We start from the raw sequence: 15926 nt of genomic DNA, 5'->3' as shown, positions 1-15926 counted from the left end.
GTTGGCGGTCTGAAAATCACCCGTCACGCCCCTCTCCGCACCCACCCCCTCCACCGCCCCCTCCCGCAGCGCGTCCCTCTCGCCTGGGTCGGGTGAGGGGGAGGGGGTGGGTGCTGTGGGTGGGTTGGTGCGGGTTGGGGGTCTCTTGGGGGGGTGGGGGTCAGGTGTGGTTGGCGGAGCGGCGGGTGAGGAGGAAGCCGCCGATCAGGGCGATGGTGTAGAAGGCCAGGTCGAGGGGGCGGAGGTCGGTGCGCCAGGTGGTGAGGGTTTGGGGGAGGAGGGGGTGGGGGGTGGGGGTGGTGGCGTGGAGCAGGCGGAGGTGTTGGGTGAGTTGGCCGAGGAGGAGGGCGGTGGTGGCGAGGAGGGCGCCCAGGGGTGGGAGTAGCGGGTTCCGGCCGCCCAGGCGGCCGAGGGGGAGGGCGATCAGGCCGGCTTGGGCGATGGTGAGCCAGCCGAGGCTGTCGGCGGCGCGGAGGGGGGCGCAGCCGTAGGCGAGGCCGCCGAGGAGGGTGGCGAGCAGGGCGAGGGTGAGGGCCAGGGCGGTGCGGCGGCGGGGGGCCCGGTGGTGGGGGGTGGGGGTGTCGGTGTAGCCGGTGACCGGGACGCCGGGCATGCCGGGGGCGACGTAGCCCTCGGGGGTGTCCAGCACCGGGGCGACCGAGAAGTGCTCGGCGGTGCGCGGGCGTGGCGACGGGCCGTCAGCGCCCGGTGCGGGTGCGGTCATGGGCATCGAATCCCCCCGGAAGAACGATGAGCTGCCGTACCGTAGCAGCGGTTCGGGCAGATCTTGGCGAGTTTTCGATCACAGATCGGGCACAGAGCGTCGCACCCGTTCCGGTTCGTCCTGGCTTGGGACGGGGGGCGGGTGGTCGCCGCCCCTCCGGACAGGGGATGATGGAGGCTTGGGCGTTCGGGCCCGGGCCGGGCCGACGCGCCGTCACCACGACCGCCAGCAGCACATGGGGGAACGTTCCGAATGACCCAGGCGCAGGGTTCCACCGGCCGCCTCCTGGCCGGCCGCTACCGGCTGAACGGCGTGCTCGGACGTGGCGGCATGGGCACCGTCTGGCGCGCCGAGGACGAGATGCTGGGCCGGACCGTCGCGGTCAAGGAACTGCGGATGAACGCCAGCGTCGACGAGGAGGAGAAGCACCGGCTGATCGTCCGGACGCTGCGCGAGGCGAAGGCCACCGCGCGGATCCGGCACAACTCGGCGGTGACCGTCTTCGACGTGGTCGACGAGGACGACCGGCCGTGGATCGTGATGGAGCTGGTCGAGTCCCGCTCGCTGGCCGACGTGGTTCGGGAGGACGGGCCGTTGGCGCCCGCCCGGGCGGCGGAGATCGCGCTGGACGTGTTGGGTGTGCTGAGCGCGGCGCACGCGCTCGGGATCCTGCACCGGGACGTCAAGCCGTCCAACGTGCTGATCGGCGAGGACGGCCGGGTCGTGCTCACCGACTTCGGGATCGCCAGTGTCGAGGGCGACGCCTCGGTCACCTCCACCGGGATGCTGGTCGGCGCGCCCTCGTACATATCCCCGGAGCGGGCGCGCGGGCAGAAGCCCGGGCCGCCGGCCGACCTGTGGTCGCTGGGCGGCACGCTGTACGCGATGGTCGAGGGGCGGCCGCCGTACGACCGGGGTTCGGCGCTGGCCACCCTGACCGCGGTGATGACCGAGGAGCTGACCACCCCGGCGAACGCCGGGCCGCTGCTGCCGGTGATCGAGGGGCTGCTGGAGAAGGATCCGGCGAAGCGGCTGGACGCGGCGCAGACCCGCTCCATGCTCAAGCGGGTGGTGGCGGAGGCGACCGCGCGGGCGGAGTCGACCACCGAGCATGCGGTGCCGGTCGCGGGCGGGGAGAAGGCGAAGGCGGAGGGGAAGGCGGAGGAGACGGCGGTCGCGGCGGAGGAGGCTCCGGAGGAGACGCCGAAGCGGACTGTGGGCGGGCTGTTGGGGACGGTTCGGGTGGGGAGCCGGGCCAAGGCCGAGGAGCCCGTGGCGGAGCCGGCCGAACCGGTGCCGGCGGCCGAGCCGATCCGGCCGGTGACCAGTGAGTGGACGATGGGGGCGACCCAGGCGGCCGGGGCCGATCCGCGCAAGGGGCGGCGGCGGTTGGCCATCGCGACCGTGGTGGTGGTGCTGCTGCTGATCGCCGGGATCGTCGCGGTGGTCCAGGCGGTCGGTGGTGGGGACACCGGGGCGAAGGGGGCGGGCACGACGCACAGTGCGGGCGCCACCTCGCCGGTGGCCACGACCGGGGAGGCCACGCCGAGCGCGGGGGCGACGGTGACGGCCAGTGAGCCGGCTCCGACCGGCGAGGCGCCGGCCTCGGCGACTGCGGCGCAGCCGTCGGCGTCGTCCGCGCCGAGTGAGCCGGCGCCGACGCCGTCCGGTGGGGCGGTGCCGGCCGGGTTCCACGCGTACCAGGACCCGAGTGGCTTCTCGGTCGTGCTGCCGGACTGGCTGCAGCCGGCCGGGTCGGAGTCCAACCGGCGGATCTTCAAGAACTCCGCCGACGGCAGCCAGCTGCGGATCGAGTGGACCACCTCGCCCGGCGAGAGCGCCCTGGCCGACTGGCAGGAGTCCGAGCCGAATGTGCGCGGCCAGGTGACCAACTACCAGCGGCTGAACCTGGCGGCGATCACCTACCGGCAGTGGAGCAACGCGGCGGACTGGGAGTGGACCAACGGGACGCCCAAGAGCCACTCGCTCAACCGCGGCTTCGTGACGGGCAGTCCGGCCAAGTACGGCTACTCGATCTACTGGATCGTCCCGGACGCGCAGTGGGCCGCGCAGGCCCCGGCCCGGGACGTCGTCTTCAACACCTTCCAGCCGGCGCCATAGGGCCCGTCAACGCCGACCCGCGGGCAGGAGTTCGAAGACGGGCCCGGCGGCCTGGGCTCAGCCGAGCAGGCGCTGTTTGGCGCGGGTGAACTCCTCGTCGGTGAGTGCGCCGGAGGTCCGGAGGGCGGCCAGGCGCTCCAGTTGGCCGATGAGCTGCTCGCCGGTCGGGAGTTCGGGGGCGGGTGCCGTAGGTTGCGGGGAGGTGCGGGCGAGGCGGGCGGCCTCGCGGACCTGCTCGGCGAAGACCTCGGCCTTGGCCACGTCCTCGAAGCGGTGGGAGCCGGTCAGGGCGATGATGGTGAGCACCTCGCCGTTGAGCTTGGTGCGGGCCACGGTGGCGTCGGTGACGGCGGCGAGCGGAACCGGTACCGGAGGTTTCCCGTCCTTCAGGAAGAGCAGCCGGTGGGTGGTGAGGACCAGCACCCCCTTGCGGAAGTGGTCGGGATGGCGCCCGGCCGTGGACGCGACGGGCTTCTCGCCTCCGATGACGGACGCCTCGACGGTGCGGACGGCCTCGGCCCGGTTGGCTTGGTTGCTGTTGCCCGCCATCTTGAAGGCGGTGTCGATCAGATCGGTCCAGTCCATGGGGCCGAGCGTAAAGGAGCCGATCAGTAGGCTGCTCGGTGAGCGAGAGGAACTGGCATGCGAGGCGGCCCGGGCCAGTTGTTGGCGGGGCGGTACCGGCTGACGGACCGTCCCGAACTGCTGCGTGCCTCGGCGGTGGACGAGCGGACCGGTGAATCGGTCCTGCTGCGCGCCGTGGAGCTGCCCGCGTTGCTGACGGCAGGTCAGGATCCGGACGAGCCGAACCCCGGGCACGGGGACCGCCTGGTGCGGCGGGTGGCGGCGGTCGGCGCGGCCGCCCCGTCGTGGCACCCGCGGCTGCTGCGCGGGGTCGGTGCCTTCGTCGAGGGCGAGCTGCTGTGGACGGTCGAGGAGCGCCCGGCCGGCCGGACGCTGGCCGAACTGCTCACCGCCGGGCCGCTCCCGCCGTACCGGGCGGCCGAGTTGGCCGCCGACCTGGCCGGCGCGCTGCGGGCGCTGCACGAGGCCGGGCTCGCCCACGGCAATGTGACCGCCGACGCGGTGCTGGTCTGCGAGGACGGCGCGGCGATGCTCGGCGGCCTGCTGGACGGGGTGGCGCAGGAGGCGCTGGCCGAGGACCTCGGCGGACCCGGCGGGCGCCGCCGGTACGAGGTCCGGGCCACCCTGGTCGGTCCGGTGGCCGAGCGCTGGCCGCTGGACGGCGGTCCGGCCGGGGACTGCTGGGCGCTCGGGGTGCTGCTGCAGCGGATGGTCACCGGGCGCTCGCCGTTCCCGGAGCTCGGGGTGCCCGAGCTGGTGACGGCCGTGCGGGACGGGCGGCGCGAACCCTCCGTGGTCTGCGGGCCGGTGGCGCCGACGGTCGAGCGGCTGGTGCAGCCCGACCCCACGCTGCGACCCACCGCCGGGGAGCTGCGGGAGGAGCTGGCGGCGCTGCTGGCGGGTGCGCCGGAGCCGGTCGACGGGGAACGGGTGGCCCGGGAGGTCGAGCTCAAGCCGGACGCGCCGCTGGTGCCGCTGCGGCGGCGGCGCGCCCGGCCGGGGGCGGCGGTGCCGGAGACCGGGACGGGCGGTGCGGGGAGCCCCCGGATACCTCCGGCGCTGCTGGGGCCGCTGCTGGTCGGGGGCGTGTTCCTGCTGCTGGTGCTGGGCGTGGTCGCCGTGGTCCTGTTCGCAGGCTGACGGCCCCGGTTCGCGACGGACCGTCGGTCCGGCGGGTGGGCGAGATTACCGGGCTTGGCAGGGTGCGCCTAATGTGTCCGTGGGATTTGTTCGAACAGCGGTCCGCGGTGGTCGTTCGGCCGCCGTGGCGCGGGTGGAAGCGGAGAGGGGGAGCGGTCGCCGATGGGCGTGCAGGACCGGCCGGAAGCGGCCGAGACGGAGCGGTTGCTGGCCGGGCGGTACGAGCTCGGTGAGCGGCTCGGCCGGGGCGGGATGGGGACGGTCTGGCGGGCCTGGGACCGGATGCTGGACCGCGAGGTCGCGGTCAAGGAGCTGACCGTCAACCACCTTCCGGAGGAGGACCTGCAGATCCTGCACACCCGGATGAAGCGGGAGGCCAGCGCCGCCGCCCGGATCAAGCACCCCGGTGTGATCACCGTGCACGACGTGCTGGAGCAGGACGGCCGGCCGTGGATCGTGATGGAGCTGGTCGACGGCCGCTCGCTGGCCGACGTGATCAGCCAGGACGGCACCCTGCCGCCGCGGGCCGCCGCCGAGGTCGGCAGCCAGGTGCTCGCCGCGCTGCACCGCGGCCACCAGCTGGGTGTGCTGCACCGGGACGTCAAGCCGGCCAACGTGCTGCTGGAGCGCGGCACCGGGCGGGTCGTGCTGCTGGACTTCGGCATCGCCAAGTACGAGGGCTCGACCGAGCTGACCCGGCCCGGTGACCTGGTCGGTTCGCCGGACTACCTGGCGCCGGAGCGCGCCCAGGGCGAGCGCCCGGGGCCGGCCTCCGACCTGTGGGGCCTCGGGGCGACGCTGTACGCGGCGGTCGAGGGCCAGTCGCCGTTCCGGCGGGACTCGCCGATCACCACGCTGGCCGCGGTGGTCGACGAGCCGCTGCCGGAGTCGCGCCGGGCCGGGCCGCTCGGGCCTGTGCTGGCCGCGCTGATGGCCAAGGACCCGGCCGACCGGCCGAGCGCGGACGAGGCGGCCCGGATGCTGGCCGAGGTCCAGGCCGGGCACACCATGGGGCTCAAGACGGTCGGGTCGACGGTCGGCCCGGTGCGGACGCCCACCCAGTCGGTACCGGTGGTGGACCGCCGGGAGGGGCCGGACGGCACGGTGGCCTCGGCGCCGGAGGGCTCGGACGCCCCGGCCGCCTCGGAGGCGCCGACGGACCCGCGTCCGGCCGGGACCGTGGTGGCGCCCGCCGCACCGCCGGTCGGGCCGGAGGTCCCCGGGGGAGCGCACACCGCCGCGGGCGCGCCGGTCGCGCACCCCACTGCGCCCGTGCGCGGTCCGGCCAAGCGCCGCAAGCGGATGAAGCTGGCCGCCGTCGCGGTGGCGGTCGGCCTGCTGGCGGCCGCGGCGACCTTCCTCGCCACCCGGCACGTGGTCGACTCCTCGACCACCGACACCTCGACCAACCAGCCCGACACCGCCGAGCCCACCGATCCGGAGCCGACCGGCACCCCCACCCCGGGGGCTCCCGCGCCGGCCGGTTACCGCTGGGTCGACGACCAGGCCGGCTTCCGCTTCCCGCTGCCGACCGGAGGTCCGGCCTGGCAGCGCAGCCTCGGCGTGCCCGACAGCAACCAGATCTTCTACAGCCCGGACAACCGGGTGCACTACCTGCAGTTCGCGGTCACCGTCGGCCAGTCCGTCAAGCCGCTGGACCACATGCGGCAGATGGAGGGCAACGTCTCCAAGTCGCTCAAGGACTACAAGCAGCACCGGATGGTCGGCGCCGTGGTGAACGGCCACGAGGCGGCCACCTGGGAGTTCAGCTACGCGGCCAAGGAGGGCGGGCGCCGGCGGGCGATCGAGACCGAGTTCCTCGACGAGGACGGCACCGCCTACGCGATCTACACGTCCAGTCCGGACAAGGACGGTGAGTGGCAGCAGGCCGAGCAGCGCTTCACCACGGTGCTCAACCACTTCACGCCGACCCGCTGAGCCCGGGCGCGGTGGCGGACCGTACGGGCGGAGCGCCCCGCTTTCGCCCGACTGCGGCAGATTCTTGTTACCGCCGGGTACCGCGCCGGGGCCCGAAGGCCTAGGCTGCGCCGTATGTCGGACCTCACAGCAGATGCAGTGGCCACCGAACACCCCGGCGCCGCCCCGGCGGACGGCAACCCGGCCGCCCCCGGCGGGGGTCGGACCGTCGCGACGGCCGTACCCCGGTCCCTGGTCGAGCGGCTGGCCGGCGGGGTCACCGCGACCGGCGAGCCCAGCCTGGTGGAGACCGTCGCCCCGCTGACCGGTGAGCGGCTGGCCGGTCTGCCGCAGTCCACCCCGGCCGACGTCGAGGTCGCCTTCCAGCTGGCCCGCCGCGCCCAGACGGCCTGGGCCGCGCAGCCGGTGCGCCGCCGGGCCGCCGTCCTGCTGCGCTTCCACGACCTGCTGCTCAAGCGGCAGGACGAGGCGCTGGACCTGGTCCAGGCGGAGACCGGCAAGGCCCGGCTGCACGCCTTCGAGGAGGTGCTGGCCGTCGCGATGGCCGCCCGGCACTACGGGCGCGCCGCGCAGGGCTACCTCAGGGACCGGCGCCGCGGCGGTGCGCTGCCGGTGCTCACCCACACCGTGGAGGCCCGCCGCCCCAAGGGCGTGATCGGCCACATCTCGCCGTGGAACTACCCGCTGGAGCTGTGCATCGGCGATCTGCTGCCCGCCTTCGTGGCCGGCAACGCGGTGGTCAACAAGCCCGACACCCAGACCGCGCTGACCGGCCTGTGGGCCCGCGAGCTGCTGATCGAGGCCGGGCTGCCGGCCGACCTGTGGCAGGTGGTGATCGGCGACGGCCCGGTGATCGGCCCCGCCGTGGTGGAGCACGCCGACTACGTCTCCTTCACCGGCTCCACCCGCACCGGCCGCGAGGTCGCCCAGCGCGCCGCCGCCCGACTGGTCGGCGCCTCGCTCGAACTCGGCGGCAAGAACGCCATGCTGGTGCTCTCCGACGCCGACCTGGAAGCCGCCGCCGCGGGCGCCGTCCGGGCCTGCTTCTCCTCGGCCGGGCAGCTGTGCATCTCGATCGAGCGACTGCTGGTGCACCGCTCGGTGGCCGACCGCTTCCTGGAGCTGTTCGTCGCCCGCACCAGGGCGCTGCGGCTGGGCGGCGGCCTGGCCTACGGCGCCGACATGGGCTCGCTGGTCTCCTCCCGGCAGCTGGACACCACCAACCGGCACGTGGACGAGGCGGTCAAGGCCGGCGCCGTGGTGCTCACCGGCGGACGGGCCCGGCCCGACCTCGGCCCGTACTTCTACGAGCCCACCGTCCTGGACGGGGTGACCCCGGAGATGGCGGTGTGCGGCGAGGAGACCTTCGGCCCGGTCGTCTCGGTCTACCGCTTCGACACCGAGGAGGAGGCGGTGGCCGCCGCCAACTCCACGCCGTACGGCCTGAACTCCAGCGTCTGGACCAGGGACCTGCGGCGCGGCCGGGCGGTCGCGGCCCGGCTGCGCACCGGGACGGTCAACGTCAACGAGGCCTACGCGGCCGCGTACGGCTCGGTCGCCGCGCCGATGGGCGGCATGGGCGACTCGGGGCTGGGCCGGCGGCACGGCGCCGACGGCATCCTGCGGTTCACCGAGGCGCAGACCATCTCGACCCAGCGGATGATGCCGATCGCGCCCTCGTTCGGCCTGGACGACAAGCAGTTCGCCGCCGTGATGACCGGCGGGCTGCGAGTGCTCAAGGCGCTGCGGTTCAAGTAGCGGACGGCGTGCGCCCCCGGCCGGTCCGGCCCCCCTTTTTTCGACCCTGATTTTCCGACCCCGAGGAGCAGAGGCAGATGGTGGAGTCCGGCGGTGCGGCGGAGTTCGACTACGACGTGGTCGTGGTCGGTTCCGGCTTCGGCGGTTCGGTCGCGGCGCTGCGGCTGACCGAGAAGGGCTACCGGGTCGCCGTCCTGGAGGCCGGGCGGCGCTTCGAGCGGGACGAACTGCCCCGCAACTCCTGGGACCTGCCGAACTACCTGTGGGCGCCGCAGCTCGGGCTGTACGGCATCCAGCGGATCCACCTGCTGGCCAACGTGCTGATCCTGGCCGGCGCCGGGGTCGGCGGCGGTTCGCTGAACTACGCCAACACCCTGTACGTGCCGCCGAAGGCCTTCTTCGAGGACCGCCAGTGGCGCCACATCACCGACTGGCAGCAGGAGTTGGCGCCGTTCTACGACCAGGCGCAGCGGATGCTCGGGGTCCGGCTGAACCCGACCGTCACGCCGTCCGACGTCCACCTCAAGGCGGCGGCCGAGCAGATGGGTGTCGGGGACACCTTCCACATGGCGCCGGTCGGGGTCTTCTTCGGGGACGGCGAGGACGCCGGGGGCACCGCCAAGGGCGCGCCCGGTGAGGAGGTCGCCGACCCGTACTTCGGCGGCGCCGGCCCGGCCCGCAAGGCCTGTGTGGAGTGCGGCGAGTGCATGACCGGCTGCCGGCACGGCGCCAAGAACATGCTCACCGAGAACTACCTGTACCTGGCCGAGAAGGGCGGCGCGGAGATCCACCCGCTCACCACCGTCGCCCGGATCCGGGAGTCCGGAGGCGGCTTCGCGGTGGACGTGCGGCGCACCGACTCCCGGTCGAGGACCGACCGGGTCAAGGCGGGCGCGCGGACCATCACCGCCGCCCGGGTGGTCGTCGCGGCCGGCACCTACGGCACCCAGTCGCTGCTGCACCGGATGCGCGACGCCGGTCACCTGCCGCGGATCTCCGCCCGGCTCGGCGAGCTGACCCGCACCAACTCCGAGGCGCTGGTGGGCGCGCAGACCACCGACCGGCGCTACGGCGCCAAGGCGGACTTCACCAAGGGGGTGGCGATCACCTCCTCGATCCACCCGGACGCCAACACCCACATCGAGCCGGTCCGCTACGGCAAGGGCTCCAACGCGATGGGCGCGCTGTCGATCGCCCAGGTCAAGGGCGGTGGGAGGACCCCGCGCTGGCTGCGCTACCTGGGCAACTCGGTGGTGCACCCGGTGACCTTCGCCCGCTCGATGAACCAGCGCGGCTGGTCCGAGAAGACGATCATCGGCCTGGTGATGCAGTCGCTCGACAACTCGATCACCGTCTCGCTCAGGAAGGGCCCGCTCGGCAAGCCCCGGCTCACCTCCAGCCAGGGCCACGGCACCCCCAACCCGACCTGGATCCCGGCCGCCGAGAAGGGCGCCCAGGCGCTGGCCGACGAGATCAACGGCTTCCCGGGCAGCACCGTCGGCGAGATCTTCGACATCCCGATGACCGCCCACTTCCTCGGCGGCTGCCCGATCGGCGACGCCCCCGAGACCGGCGTGGTCGACCCGTACCACCGGCTGTACGGGCACCCGGGGATCAGCGTGGTGGACGGGTCGGCGGTCTCCGCCAACCTCGGCGTCAACCCCTCGCTCACCATCACCGCGCAGGCCGAGCGCGCGATGTCGATGTGGCCCAACAAGGGCGAGGCCGACCGGCGCCCGGAGCAGGGCGGGTCCTACCGCCGGGTCGAGCCGGTCGCGCCGGTGCGGCCGGCGGTGCCGGAGGGCGCGTTCGGCGCGCTGCGACTGCCGCTGCTGCCCGTCCCGGAGGTCCCGAAGAAGCAGGGCTGAACCCGGCCCGGCGGGCCAACCGACCTGCGCCGCTTTCCGGTTGACAGTCGTTCGGGTCCGGTGGGATAAACGGGCTCCCTGGGGGGACCAGGAACTCGTCGAGCGGGGGGACTGCGGCCATGGCCAACTGCGCATCGTGCGGCGCGACTCGGGTGGTGGGGGCGCCCGCCTGCGGCACCTGCGGCCGGCCGTGGGCGCCACCGCCGCCGGCCGCACCGCCGGTGCCGCCGACCGCGCCGCCGGTGCCGTCGGCCGCACCGGCCCCGCCGCTGACCGCACCGCCCCCGCCGGTCGGCGGCCCGCCCGCGCTGGGCAGCTGGGGCGCCGGCCGGCCGTACCAGCCGTCCTCGCCCGCCCGGCGGCTGCTGGCCGGCCCGGACTGGCGCCCCGCCCTGCGGGCCGCCGTCGCCCCGACCGCGGTACTGCTGCTGGCCGCGCTGGTCGCGGCGATCCCGAGCGGCTACACCTACGACCGGACCTTCCCGACGCCCGACTTCGGCGACCGCTTCCTCGCCACCCTGGGGATGGCGCTGAACGCGCTCGGGGCGCCGTTCCGGCTCGGCCTGCGGAGCCCCGTCGGCCGGGGCCGCTCGGAGGGCCTGGACGTCACCTTCTGGGTGGTGCCGATGACCGTCACCGTCCTGTGGGGCCTGGCCCTCTGGCTCGGCCTGCGGGCCGGGTGGCACCGGCGCAAGGCCGACGGCACCCAGCTGACCCGCGGCCAGGCCGGCGGCGAGGCGCTGCGCACGGCGGTGGTGCTCGGCCTGGTGACCGCGGTGCTCGGCCTGGTCGCCGGCACCAGCTGGCAGCCCGCGACCGACGAGCGGGACCCGGACTACTACGGCACCGCGCTGAGCCTGGGGAAGCCGTCGTACAGCGTCGACTCCGGCTGGCTCTGGGCAGTCGGCTGGACCGTCCTGCTCGGCGGGCTGCTGGCCTTCGCCGTGTACGGCACCGACGCGCTGCGCTGGGCCGCCTGGCGCAACCGCTCGGTGCGCGGCTGGGCGGTGGCGGCGCTGACGGCCGGCCAGGCGCTGGCGCTGACCCTGGGCCTGGCCTCGGTGACGGCCTTCGTGCTGGTCGCGGCCAACAGTGACAAGGGCTGGCAGACGGCGGTCTCGCTGGCCTTCCTGCCCAACCTCGGCCTGGTGCTGCTCGGCCTGGGCTCGGGCGCGACCCTCCGGGCGGGCACCAGCCTGGGCGGGGACGCCCCGGGCTGGAGCGATCCCGACGGCCGCCGGATGGAGTTCTCCTTCTTCGACCTGCACGACCAGAGCGCCGACTGGCGCTGGGCCGGCCTGCTGGCGCTCGCCGGGGCGGTCCTGCTCGGCTGGACGGCCCACCGGCGGCGGCTGGACGCGGCCGACCGGGTCCGGCTGGCGGTCGTGTACGCCGTGCTGGTGACCGGGCTGACGGCGGCGTCCGGCGGGCTGACCAGCTCGGCGATGTCCTTCCTGGCGCCGGACTCCAGCGACTGGGGCGGCTCGAACCGCTCGGTCACCACCCAGGACACCTCGGTGGGCCTGGTGTTCCTCGGGGTGCTGGTGGCCAGTGCGGTCTGGGCGGCGGTCGGTGCGCTGCTGGTGCCCGCGCTGCTGAGGGCGCTCGGCGGGGGCGACGCGGCGCTGTACGGTTCGGCGCCGTACGGCTCGGAGGCGTACGGATCGGCGGCGTACGGGCCGTACGGGGCCGGGCCGTCCGGGGCCGGGCCGTCCGGGGCGGTGCCGCCGGAGGTGCCGTACCCGGCGGGGCCGGGGTACGGGGTGCCGGGTACGCCCGGGGTGCCCGGCCAGGCCGGGCCGCCGTACGGAGCGGTGCCCGCCCAGGTGCCGCCGCCCGGGCCGGTGGCGGACGCGTCGGTGGTGGACGGGCCGGTGGTGGCCGGGGTGAGCGAGGTGATCGGCTCGCACGAGGTGCCGCCCGCTGCGGCCCCCGCCGACGCACGGCCGGGCGAGGAACCGGTGGACCCGACGGTCTGGCGCGACCACCCGTAGGGCCGGCGCGCCGCGGAGAAGTGCCGCGGGGAAGCGCTGCGGAGAAGTGCTGCGGAGAAGTGCGCCGCGGAAAGGGCAAAGGGCCCCGCGGGGGAACGGGGCCCTTTGTCGCTCAGCACGCGGCGTCAGGGCTGCGCCGGTGCTGGGGGTGACGGCGCCGGGGGAGGAGCGCCGTCGGGTCGGTCGGCTCGTGGTGCGCCCGTGCGGCGGTGGTCGGCAGGCAGGTCTGCGCCGGGCCCTCGCTCACGGAGCGTGAGGTGACGACCGCTGTCGTCGTTCTGGACGGCGACTGCGGAGGCAATGGTCCGGGACTCCACGGGAGGCCTGCCGGCCGCCGGGAGAACCGTTCACACCGAGCATCGTGGTGGACGGAGGGGCCGTTCTGCAACCGATTCGGCACAGTTCGGCACAGTTCATTTACCGGCGACACCGGGTCGAATGATCACGGTGAGTAGTGGTCTGGCGGGTTGCGGCGCACGGGGACGCGCGTAGCAGCGCGGGACGGCGGGGGTGGTGCGCCCCGGGGCGTGCTCCGGATCGAAGGGCGGTGCGACGGCCGGTCCCGGGCGTCCCCGGGGAGCCGGCCGTCCCACCTGTCGGCCCAGTCGCGGCCGGGGTCGCTGTCCCCTGCTGGCCGGCCGCGGCACCCGCGCACGGTCCCACGGAGCCGCGCTCCCCGGCGGGCCGGGGCGGCGGCGCCACATGCGCCGGTGGACTGGGGTGAAGCTCCACGCGTGGTCCTGCACCCGCACGGCGGTGCCCCGATAGGGGCGGTGGCGGCGCGTCTGGAGGACGCGGCGCAGTCGTGCGGTCGTCAGAAGCAACGAACCGCGGCCCCGCCCGGTCACGGTCCTTTGGACGTGCAGACGAGTGAAACCGGACAGCCCGGTAGAATCGGTGTCCAGACACCCCACACCCGTCCGCCGCCGCTGCCCTCCGTCGGGGAGGCGGCTGCGCGCGACACCTCGATACCGCTGCCGGAAGGCCGTCTGTGTCCTCTGCAATTCCCGTCCAGTCCGTGCCGGACAACGACACCGTCCTGGTGGTCGACTTCGGTGCCCAGTACGCCCAGCTCATCGCCCGTCGGGTGCGTGAGGCGCGGGTCTACAGCGAGATCGTGCCGAGCAGCATGCCGGTCGCCGAGATGCTCGCCAAGAACCCCAAGGCGATCATCCTCTCCGGCGGTCCGTCGTCGGTCTACGAAGAGGGCGCGCCGCAGCTCGACCGCGCGATCTTCGAGGCCGGTGTCCCGGTCTTCGGCATGTGCTACGGCTTCCAGCTGATGGCGAAGGTCCTGGGCGGCACCGTCGACAACAGCGGCGCCCGCGAGTACGGCCGCACCCCGCTGAAGGTCTCCCGCACCGGTTCCACCCTGTTCGAGGGCGTCCCGGCGGAGCACTCGGTGTGGATGTCGCACGGCGACGCCTGCTCCGCCGCCCCCGAGGGCTTCACCGTCACCGCGTCCACCGAGGTGGTCCCGGTCGCGGCCTTCGAGAACGACGAGGCCCGGCTGTACGGCGTCCAGTACCACCCCGAGGTGCTGCACTCCGACCACGGCCAGCAGATCCTGGAGCACTTCCTCTACCGCGGCGCCGGCATCGCCCCGACCTGGACCACCGGCAGCGTGGTCGAGGAGCAGATCGCCCTGATCCGCGAGCAGGTCGGCAACAAGCGTGCGATCTGCGGCCTGTCCGGCGGCGTGGACTCCGCGGTCGCCGCGGCCCTGGTCAACAAGGCCATCGGCGACCGGCTGACCTGCGTCTACGTCGACCACGGCCTGATGCGCAAGGGCGAGACCGAGCAGGTCGAGAAGGACTTCGTGGCCGCCACCGGCGTCCAGCTCAAGGTCGTCGACGCCTCCGAGCGCTTCCTGAACGCGCTCAAGGGGGTCACCGACCCCGAGGAGAAGCGCAAGATCATCGGCCGCGAGTTCATCCGGGTCTTCGAGCAGGCCCAGGCCGAGATCGTCGCCGAGGCCGGCGCGCACGGCGAGTCGGTCGACTTCCTGGTCCAGGGCACCCTGTACCCGGACGTGGTGGAGTCCGGCGGCGGCACCGGCACCGCCAACATCAAGTCCCACCACAACGTCGGCGGCCTGCCCGAGGACCTCCAGTTCCAGCTGGTCGAGCCGCTGCGCAAGCTGTTCAAGGACGAGGTCCGGATGGTCGGCCAGGAGCTGGGCCTGCCCGAGGAGATCGTCCAGCGCCAGCCGTTCCCGGGCCCCGGCCTGGGCATCCGGATCGTCGGCGAGGTCACCAAGGAGCGCCTGGACCTGCTCCGCGACGCCGACGCGATCGCCCGCGAGGAGCTGACCGCGGCCGGCCTGGACCGCGAGATCTGGCAGTGCCCGGTCGTGCTGCTCGCCGACGTGCGCAGCGTGGGCGTGCAGGGCGACGGCCGCACCTACGGCCACCCGATCGTGCTGCGTCCGGTCTCCTCCGAGGACGCCATGACCGCCGACTGGTCGCGCCTGCCGTACGACGTGCTGGCGAAGATCTCCACCCGGATCACCAACGAGGTCCGCGACGTCAACCGCGTCGTCGTCGACGTCACCAGCAAGCCGCCGGGCACCATCGAGTGGGAGTGAGCACTCCCCGCGAAGCCTGAACAGCCGCGCCGTCGTTCCCGTAGTGAAGGGGACGGCGGCGCGGCCGTGCGCGGCCCCGGCTCCGGTACGTCCCACCGAAAACGTGCAGGAGCGGGCAGAATGCGGACCGGACCTGTCAGAGAGTGGCAGGCCGCGAGGGAAGGTGTACGGGATGTCGGAGGTCAGCAACTCCGAGGCGATCGACGGCGGGGCGGCGGCCGGCCGGGCCGACCGGGCGGCCCAGCGCCGGGCGTTCGCGTCCAGGTACGCGCTGCTGCCGCTGCGGCTGTTCCTCGGCGTCACCTTCGTCTACGCCGCCCTGGACAAGCTCTCCGACGCGCACTACCTGGCCGGCGCCGGGGACCCGGCCTCCTTCGTCTCGCAGACCCAGGCCGCCAAGGCGGGCGGCAGCCCGATCGGCTTCCTGCTCGGCCCCGCGCTGGACTCGCCCACGCTGGCGGCGCTGGCCGTCGCCTTCGGCGAACTGGCGGTCGGCCTCGGCACCCTGCTCGGCCTCTGGGGCCGGGTCGCGGCGCTCGGCGGCGCGCTGATCAACCTCAGCCTGTGGCTGACCGTCAGCTGGAACGTCTCGCCGTACTACCTCGGCAACGACCTCGGCTACCTGATGGCCTGGACCCCGCTGCTGCTGGCCGGCACGCCGTACCTGTCGGTGGACGGCTACCTGGCCCGCCGGGCCGGCCGGGACCGCGAGCGGGGGCTGACCGAGGAGCACGTCAAGCGCCGGGCGCTGGTGGACGGCGGCATCGCGGCGGTCGCGATCGGCGGTGCCGGGCTGCTGACCGGCTCGCTCACCCGCACCTTCGGCCGCAGCGGCAAGGCCGCACCCAAGCAGTCCGCGGCCCCGGCCCCCGGCGGCACCGCGACGGCGCCCGCCGCGCCGGCCCCCACCGTGGCCGCGGCGAGCGTGCCGGTCGGCGGCTCGGCCCAGGTCAAGGACCCGGCCACCGGGGACGGCGTCTACATCGTGCAGCCCAAGGCCGGCCAGTACTGCGCCTTCTCGGCCGTCTGCACCCACTCCGGCTGCGCGGTGGACGCCCCGAAGAACGGCCAGCTGTACTGCCCCTGCCACGGCTCCCGCTTCGACGCCGCGACCGGCGCGGTGGTCAACGGCCCGGCGGTCAAGCCGCTGCCCCGCTACGCCGTCAGCAAGAACGGCGACAAGCTGACCCTGGGCCCGCAGCAGAGCTGAC

At 74.4% G+C, this 15926-nt stretch carries 10 protein-coding genes and 1 pseudogene; 9 read left to right on the top strand and 2 right to left on the bottom strand.

Annotated features, from left to right (window positions below):
- Positions 1–160 precede the first annotated feature (160 nt).
- Positions 161–724, bottom strand: coding sequence for a hypothetical protein (locus AB0F71_RS24870; protein WP_360238165.1), 564 nt, complete (start codon positions 722–724; stop codon positions 161–163).
- 252 nt (positions 725–976) lie between these two features.
- Between AB0F71_RS24870 and AB0F71_RS24865 the strand changes: the two genes are divergently transcribed.
- Positions 977–2845 carry a protein kinase gene (locus tag AB0F71_RS24865; RefSeq protein WP_360238163.1) on the top strand — a complete coding sequence of 623 codons (1869 nt, stop codon included), beginning with the start codon at positions 977–979 and terminating at the stop codon, positions 2843–2845.
- Between the two features lie 57 nt (positions 2846–2902).
- On the opposite strand, the gene AB0F71_RS24860 is transcribed toward AB0F71_RS24865, so the two are convergent.
- Positions 2903–3430, bottom strand: coding sequence for an SHOCT domain-containing protein (locus AB0F71_RS24860; protein WP_360238161.1), 528 nt, complete (start codon positions 3428–3430; stop codon positions 2903–2905).
- A gap of 57 nt (positions 3431–3487) precedes the next feature.
- Between AB0F71_RS24860 and AB0F71_RS24855 the strand changes: the two genes are divergently transcribed.
- The 8 genes and pseudogenes from AB0F71_RS24855 to AB0F71_RS24820 all read left to right on the top strand — a co-directional run bounded on the left by AB0F71_RS24855 (position 3488) and on the right by AB0F71_RS24820 (position 15925).
- On the top strand, positions 3488–4570 hold the full coding sequence (locus AB0F71_RS24855; protein ID WP_360238159.1) for a protein kinase: 1083 nt from the start codon (positions 3488–3490) through the stop codon (positions 4568–4570).
- Positions 4571–4732: 162 nt separating this feature from the next.
- Positions 4733–6508 carry a protein kinase gene (locus AB0F71_RS24850; protein ID WP_360238157.1) on the top strand — a complete coding sequence of 592 codons (1776 nt, stop codon included), beginning with the start codon at positions 4733–4735 and terminating at the stop codon, positions 6506–6508.
- 114 nt (positions 6509–6622) lie between these two features.
- A complete protein-coding gene (locus tag AB0F71_RS24845) occupies positions 6623–8266 on the top strand; it encodes a succinic semialdehyde dehydrogenase (protein ID WP_360238155.1) in 1644 nt (547 codons plus the stop codon).
- Positions 8267–8343: 77 nt separating this feature from the next.
- Entirely contained in the window at positions 8344–10134 is a 1791-nt protein-coding gene (locus tag AB0F71_RS24840) for a GMC family oxidoreductase (RefSeq protein ID WP_360238153.1), read from the top strand.
- 119 nt (positions 10135–10253) lie between these two features.
- A complete protein-coding gene (locus AB0F71_RS24835; RefSeq protein WP_360238151.1) occupies positions 10254–12128 on the top strand; it encodes a hypothetical protein in 1875 nt (624 codons plus the stop codon).
- 991 nt (positions 12129–13119) lie between these two features.
- Entirely contained in the window at positions 13120–14715 is a 1596-nt protein-coding gene (gene guaA, locus AB0F71_RS24830) for a glutamine-hydrolyzing GMP synthase (RefSeq protein WP_360238149.1), read from the top strand.
- 172 nt (positions 14716–14887) lie between these two features.
- A pseudogene (locus AB0F71_RS24825) lies at positions 14888–15391 on the top strand (DoxX family membrane protein); the annotation flags it as partial.
- The gene (locus tag AB0F71_RS24820) at positions 15386–15925 is read left to right on the top strand and encodes a Rieske (2Fe-2S) protein (RefSeq protein ID WP_360238179.1); all 540 of its coding nucleotides are present in this window, start codon (positions 15386–15388) and stop codon (positions 15923–15925) included. The pseudogene AB0F71_RS24825 and the gene AB0F71_RS24820, both read left to right, overlap by 6 nt.
- Position 15926 lies beyond the last annotated feature (1 nt).

The organism is Kitasatospora sp. NPDC028055 (assembly GCF_040637885.1).
In the GTDB taxonomy this organism is placed as follows: domain Bacteria; phylum Actinomycetota; class Actinomycetes; order Streptomycetales; family Streptomycetaceae; genus Kitasatospora.
Note: the sequence above shows the minus strand (reverse complement) of the source record. Positions and strands in the feature narration are given on the sequence as shown.

Bases quoted from the DNA above. Each gene is read 5' to 3' on its own strand.
- AB0F71_RS24850 (WP_360238157.1), top strand. From the start codon at position 4,733: ATGGGCGTGCAGGACCGGCCGGAAGCGGCCGAGACGGAGCGGTTGCTG.
- AB0F71_RS24845 (WP_360238155.1), top strand. From the start codon at position 6,623: ATGTCGGACCTCACAGCAGATGCAGTGGCCACCGAACACCCCGGCGCC.
- AB0F71_RS24870 (WP_360238165.1), bottom strand. From the start codon at position 724: ATGACCGCACCCGCACCGGGCGCTGACGGCCCGTCGCCACGCCCGCGC.
- AB0F71_RS24865 (WP_360238163.1), top strand. From the start codon at position 977: ATGACCCAGGCGCAGGGTTCCACCGGCCGCCTCCTGGCCGGCCGCTAC.
- AB0F71_RS24840 (WP_360238153.1), top strand. From the start codon at position 8,344: ATGGTGGAGTCCGGCGGTGCGGCGGAGTTCGACTACGACGTGGTCGTG.
- AB0F71_RS24855 (WP_360238159.1), top strand. From the start codon at position 3,488: ATGCGAGGCGGCCCGGGCCAGTTGTTGGCGGGGCGGTACCGGCTGACG.
- AB0F71_RS24835 (WP_360238151.1), top strand. From the start codon at position 10,254: ATGGCCAACTGCGCATCGTGCGGCGCGACTCGGGTGGTGGGGGCGCCC.
- AB0F71_RS24860 (WP_360238161.1), bottom strand. From the start codon at position 3,430: ATGGACTGGACCGATCTGATCGACACCGCCTTCAAGATGGCGGGCAAC.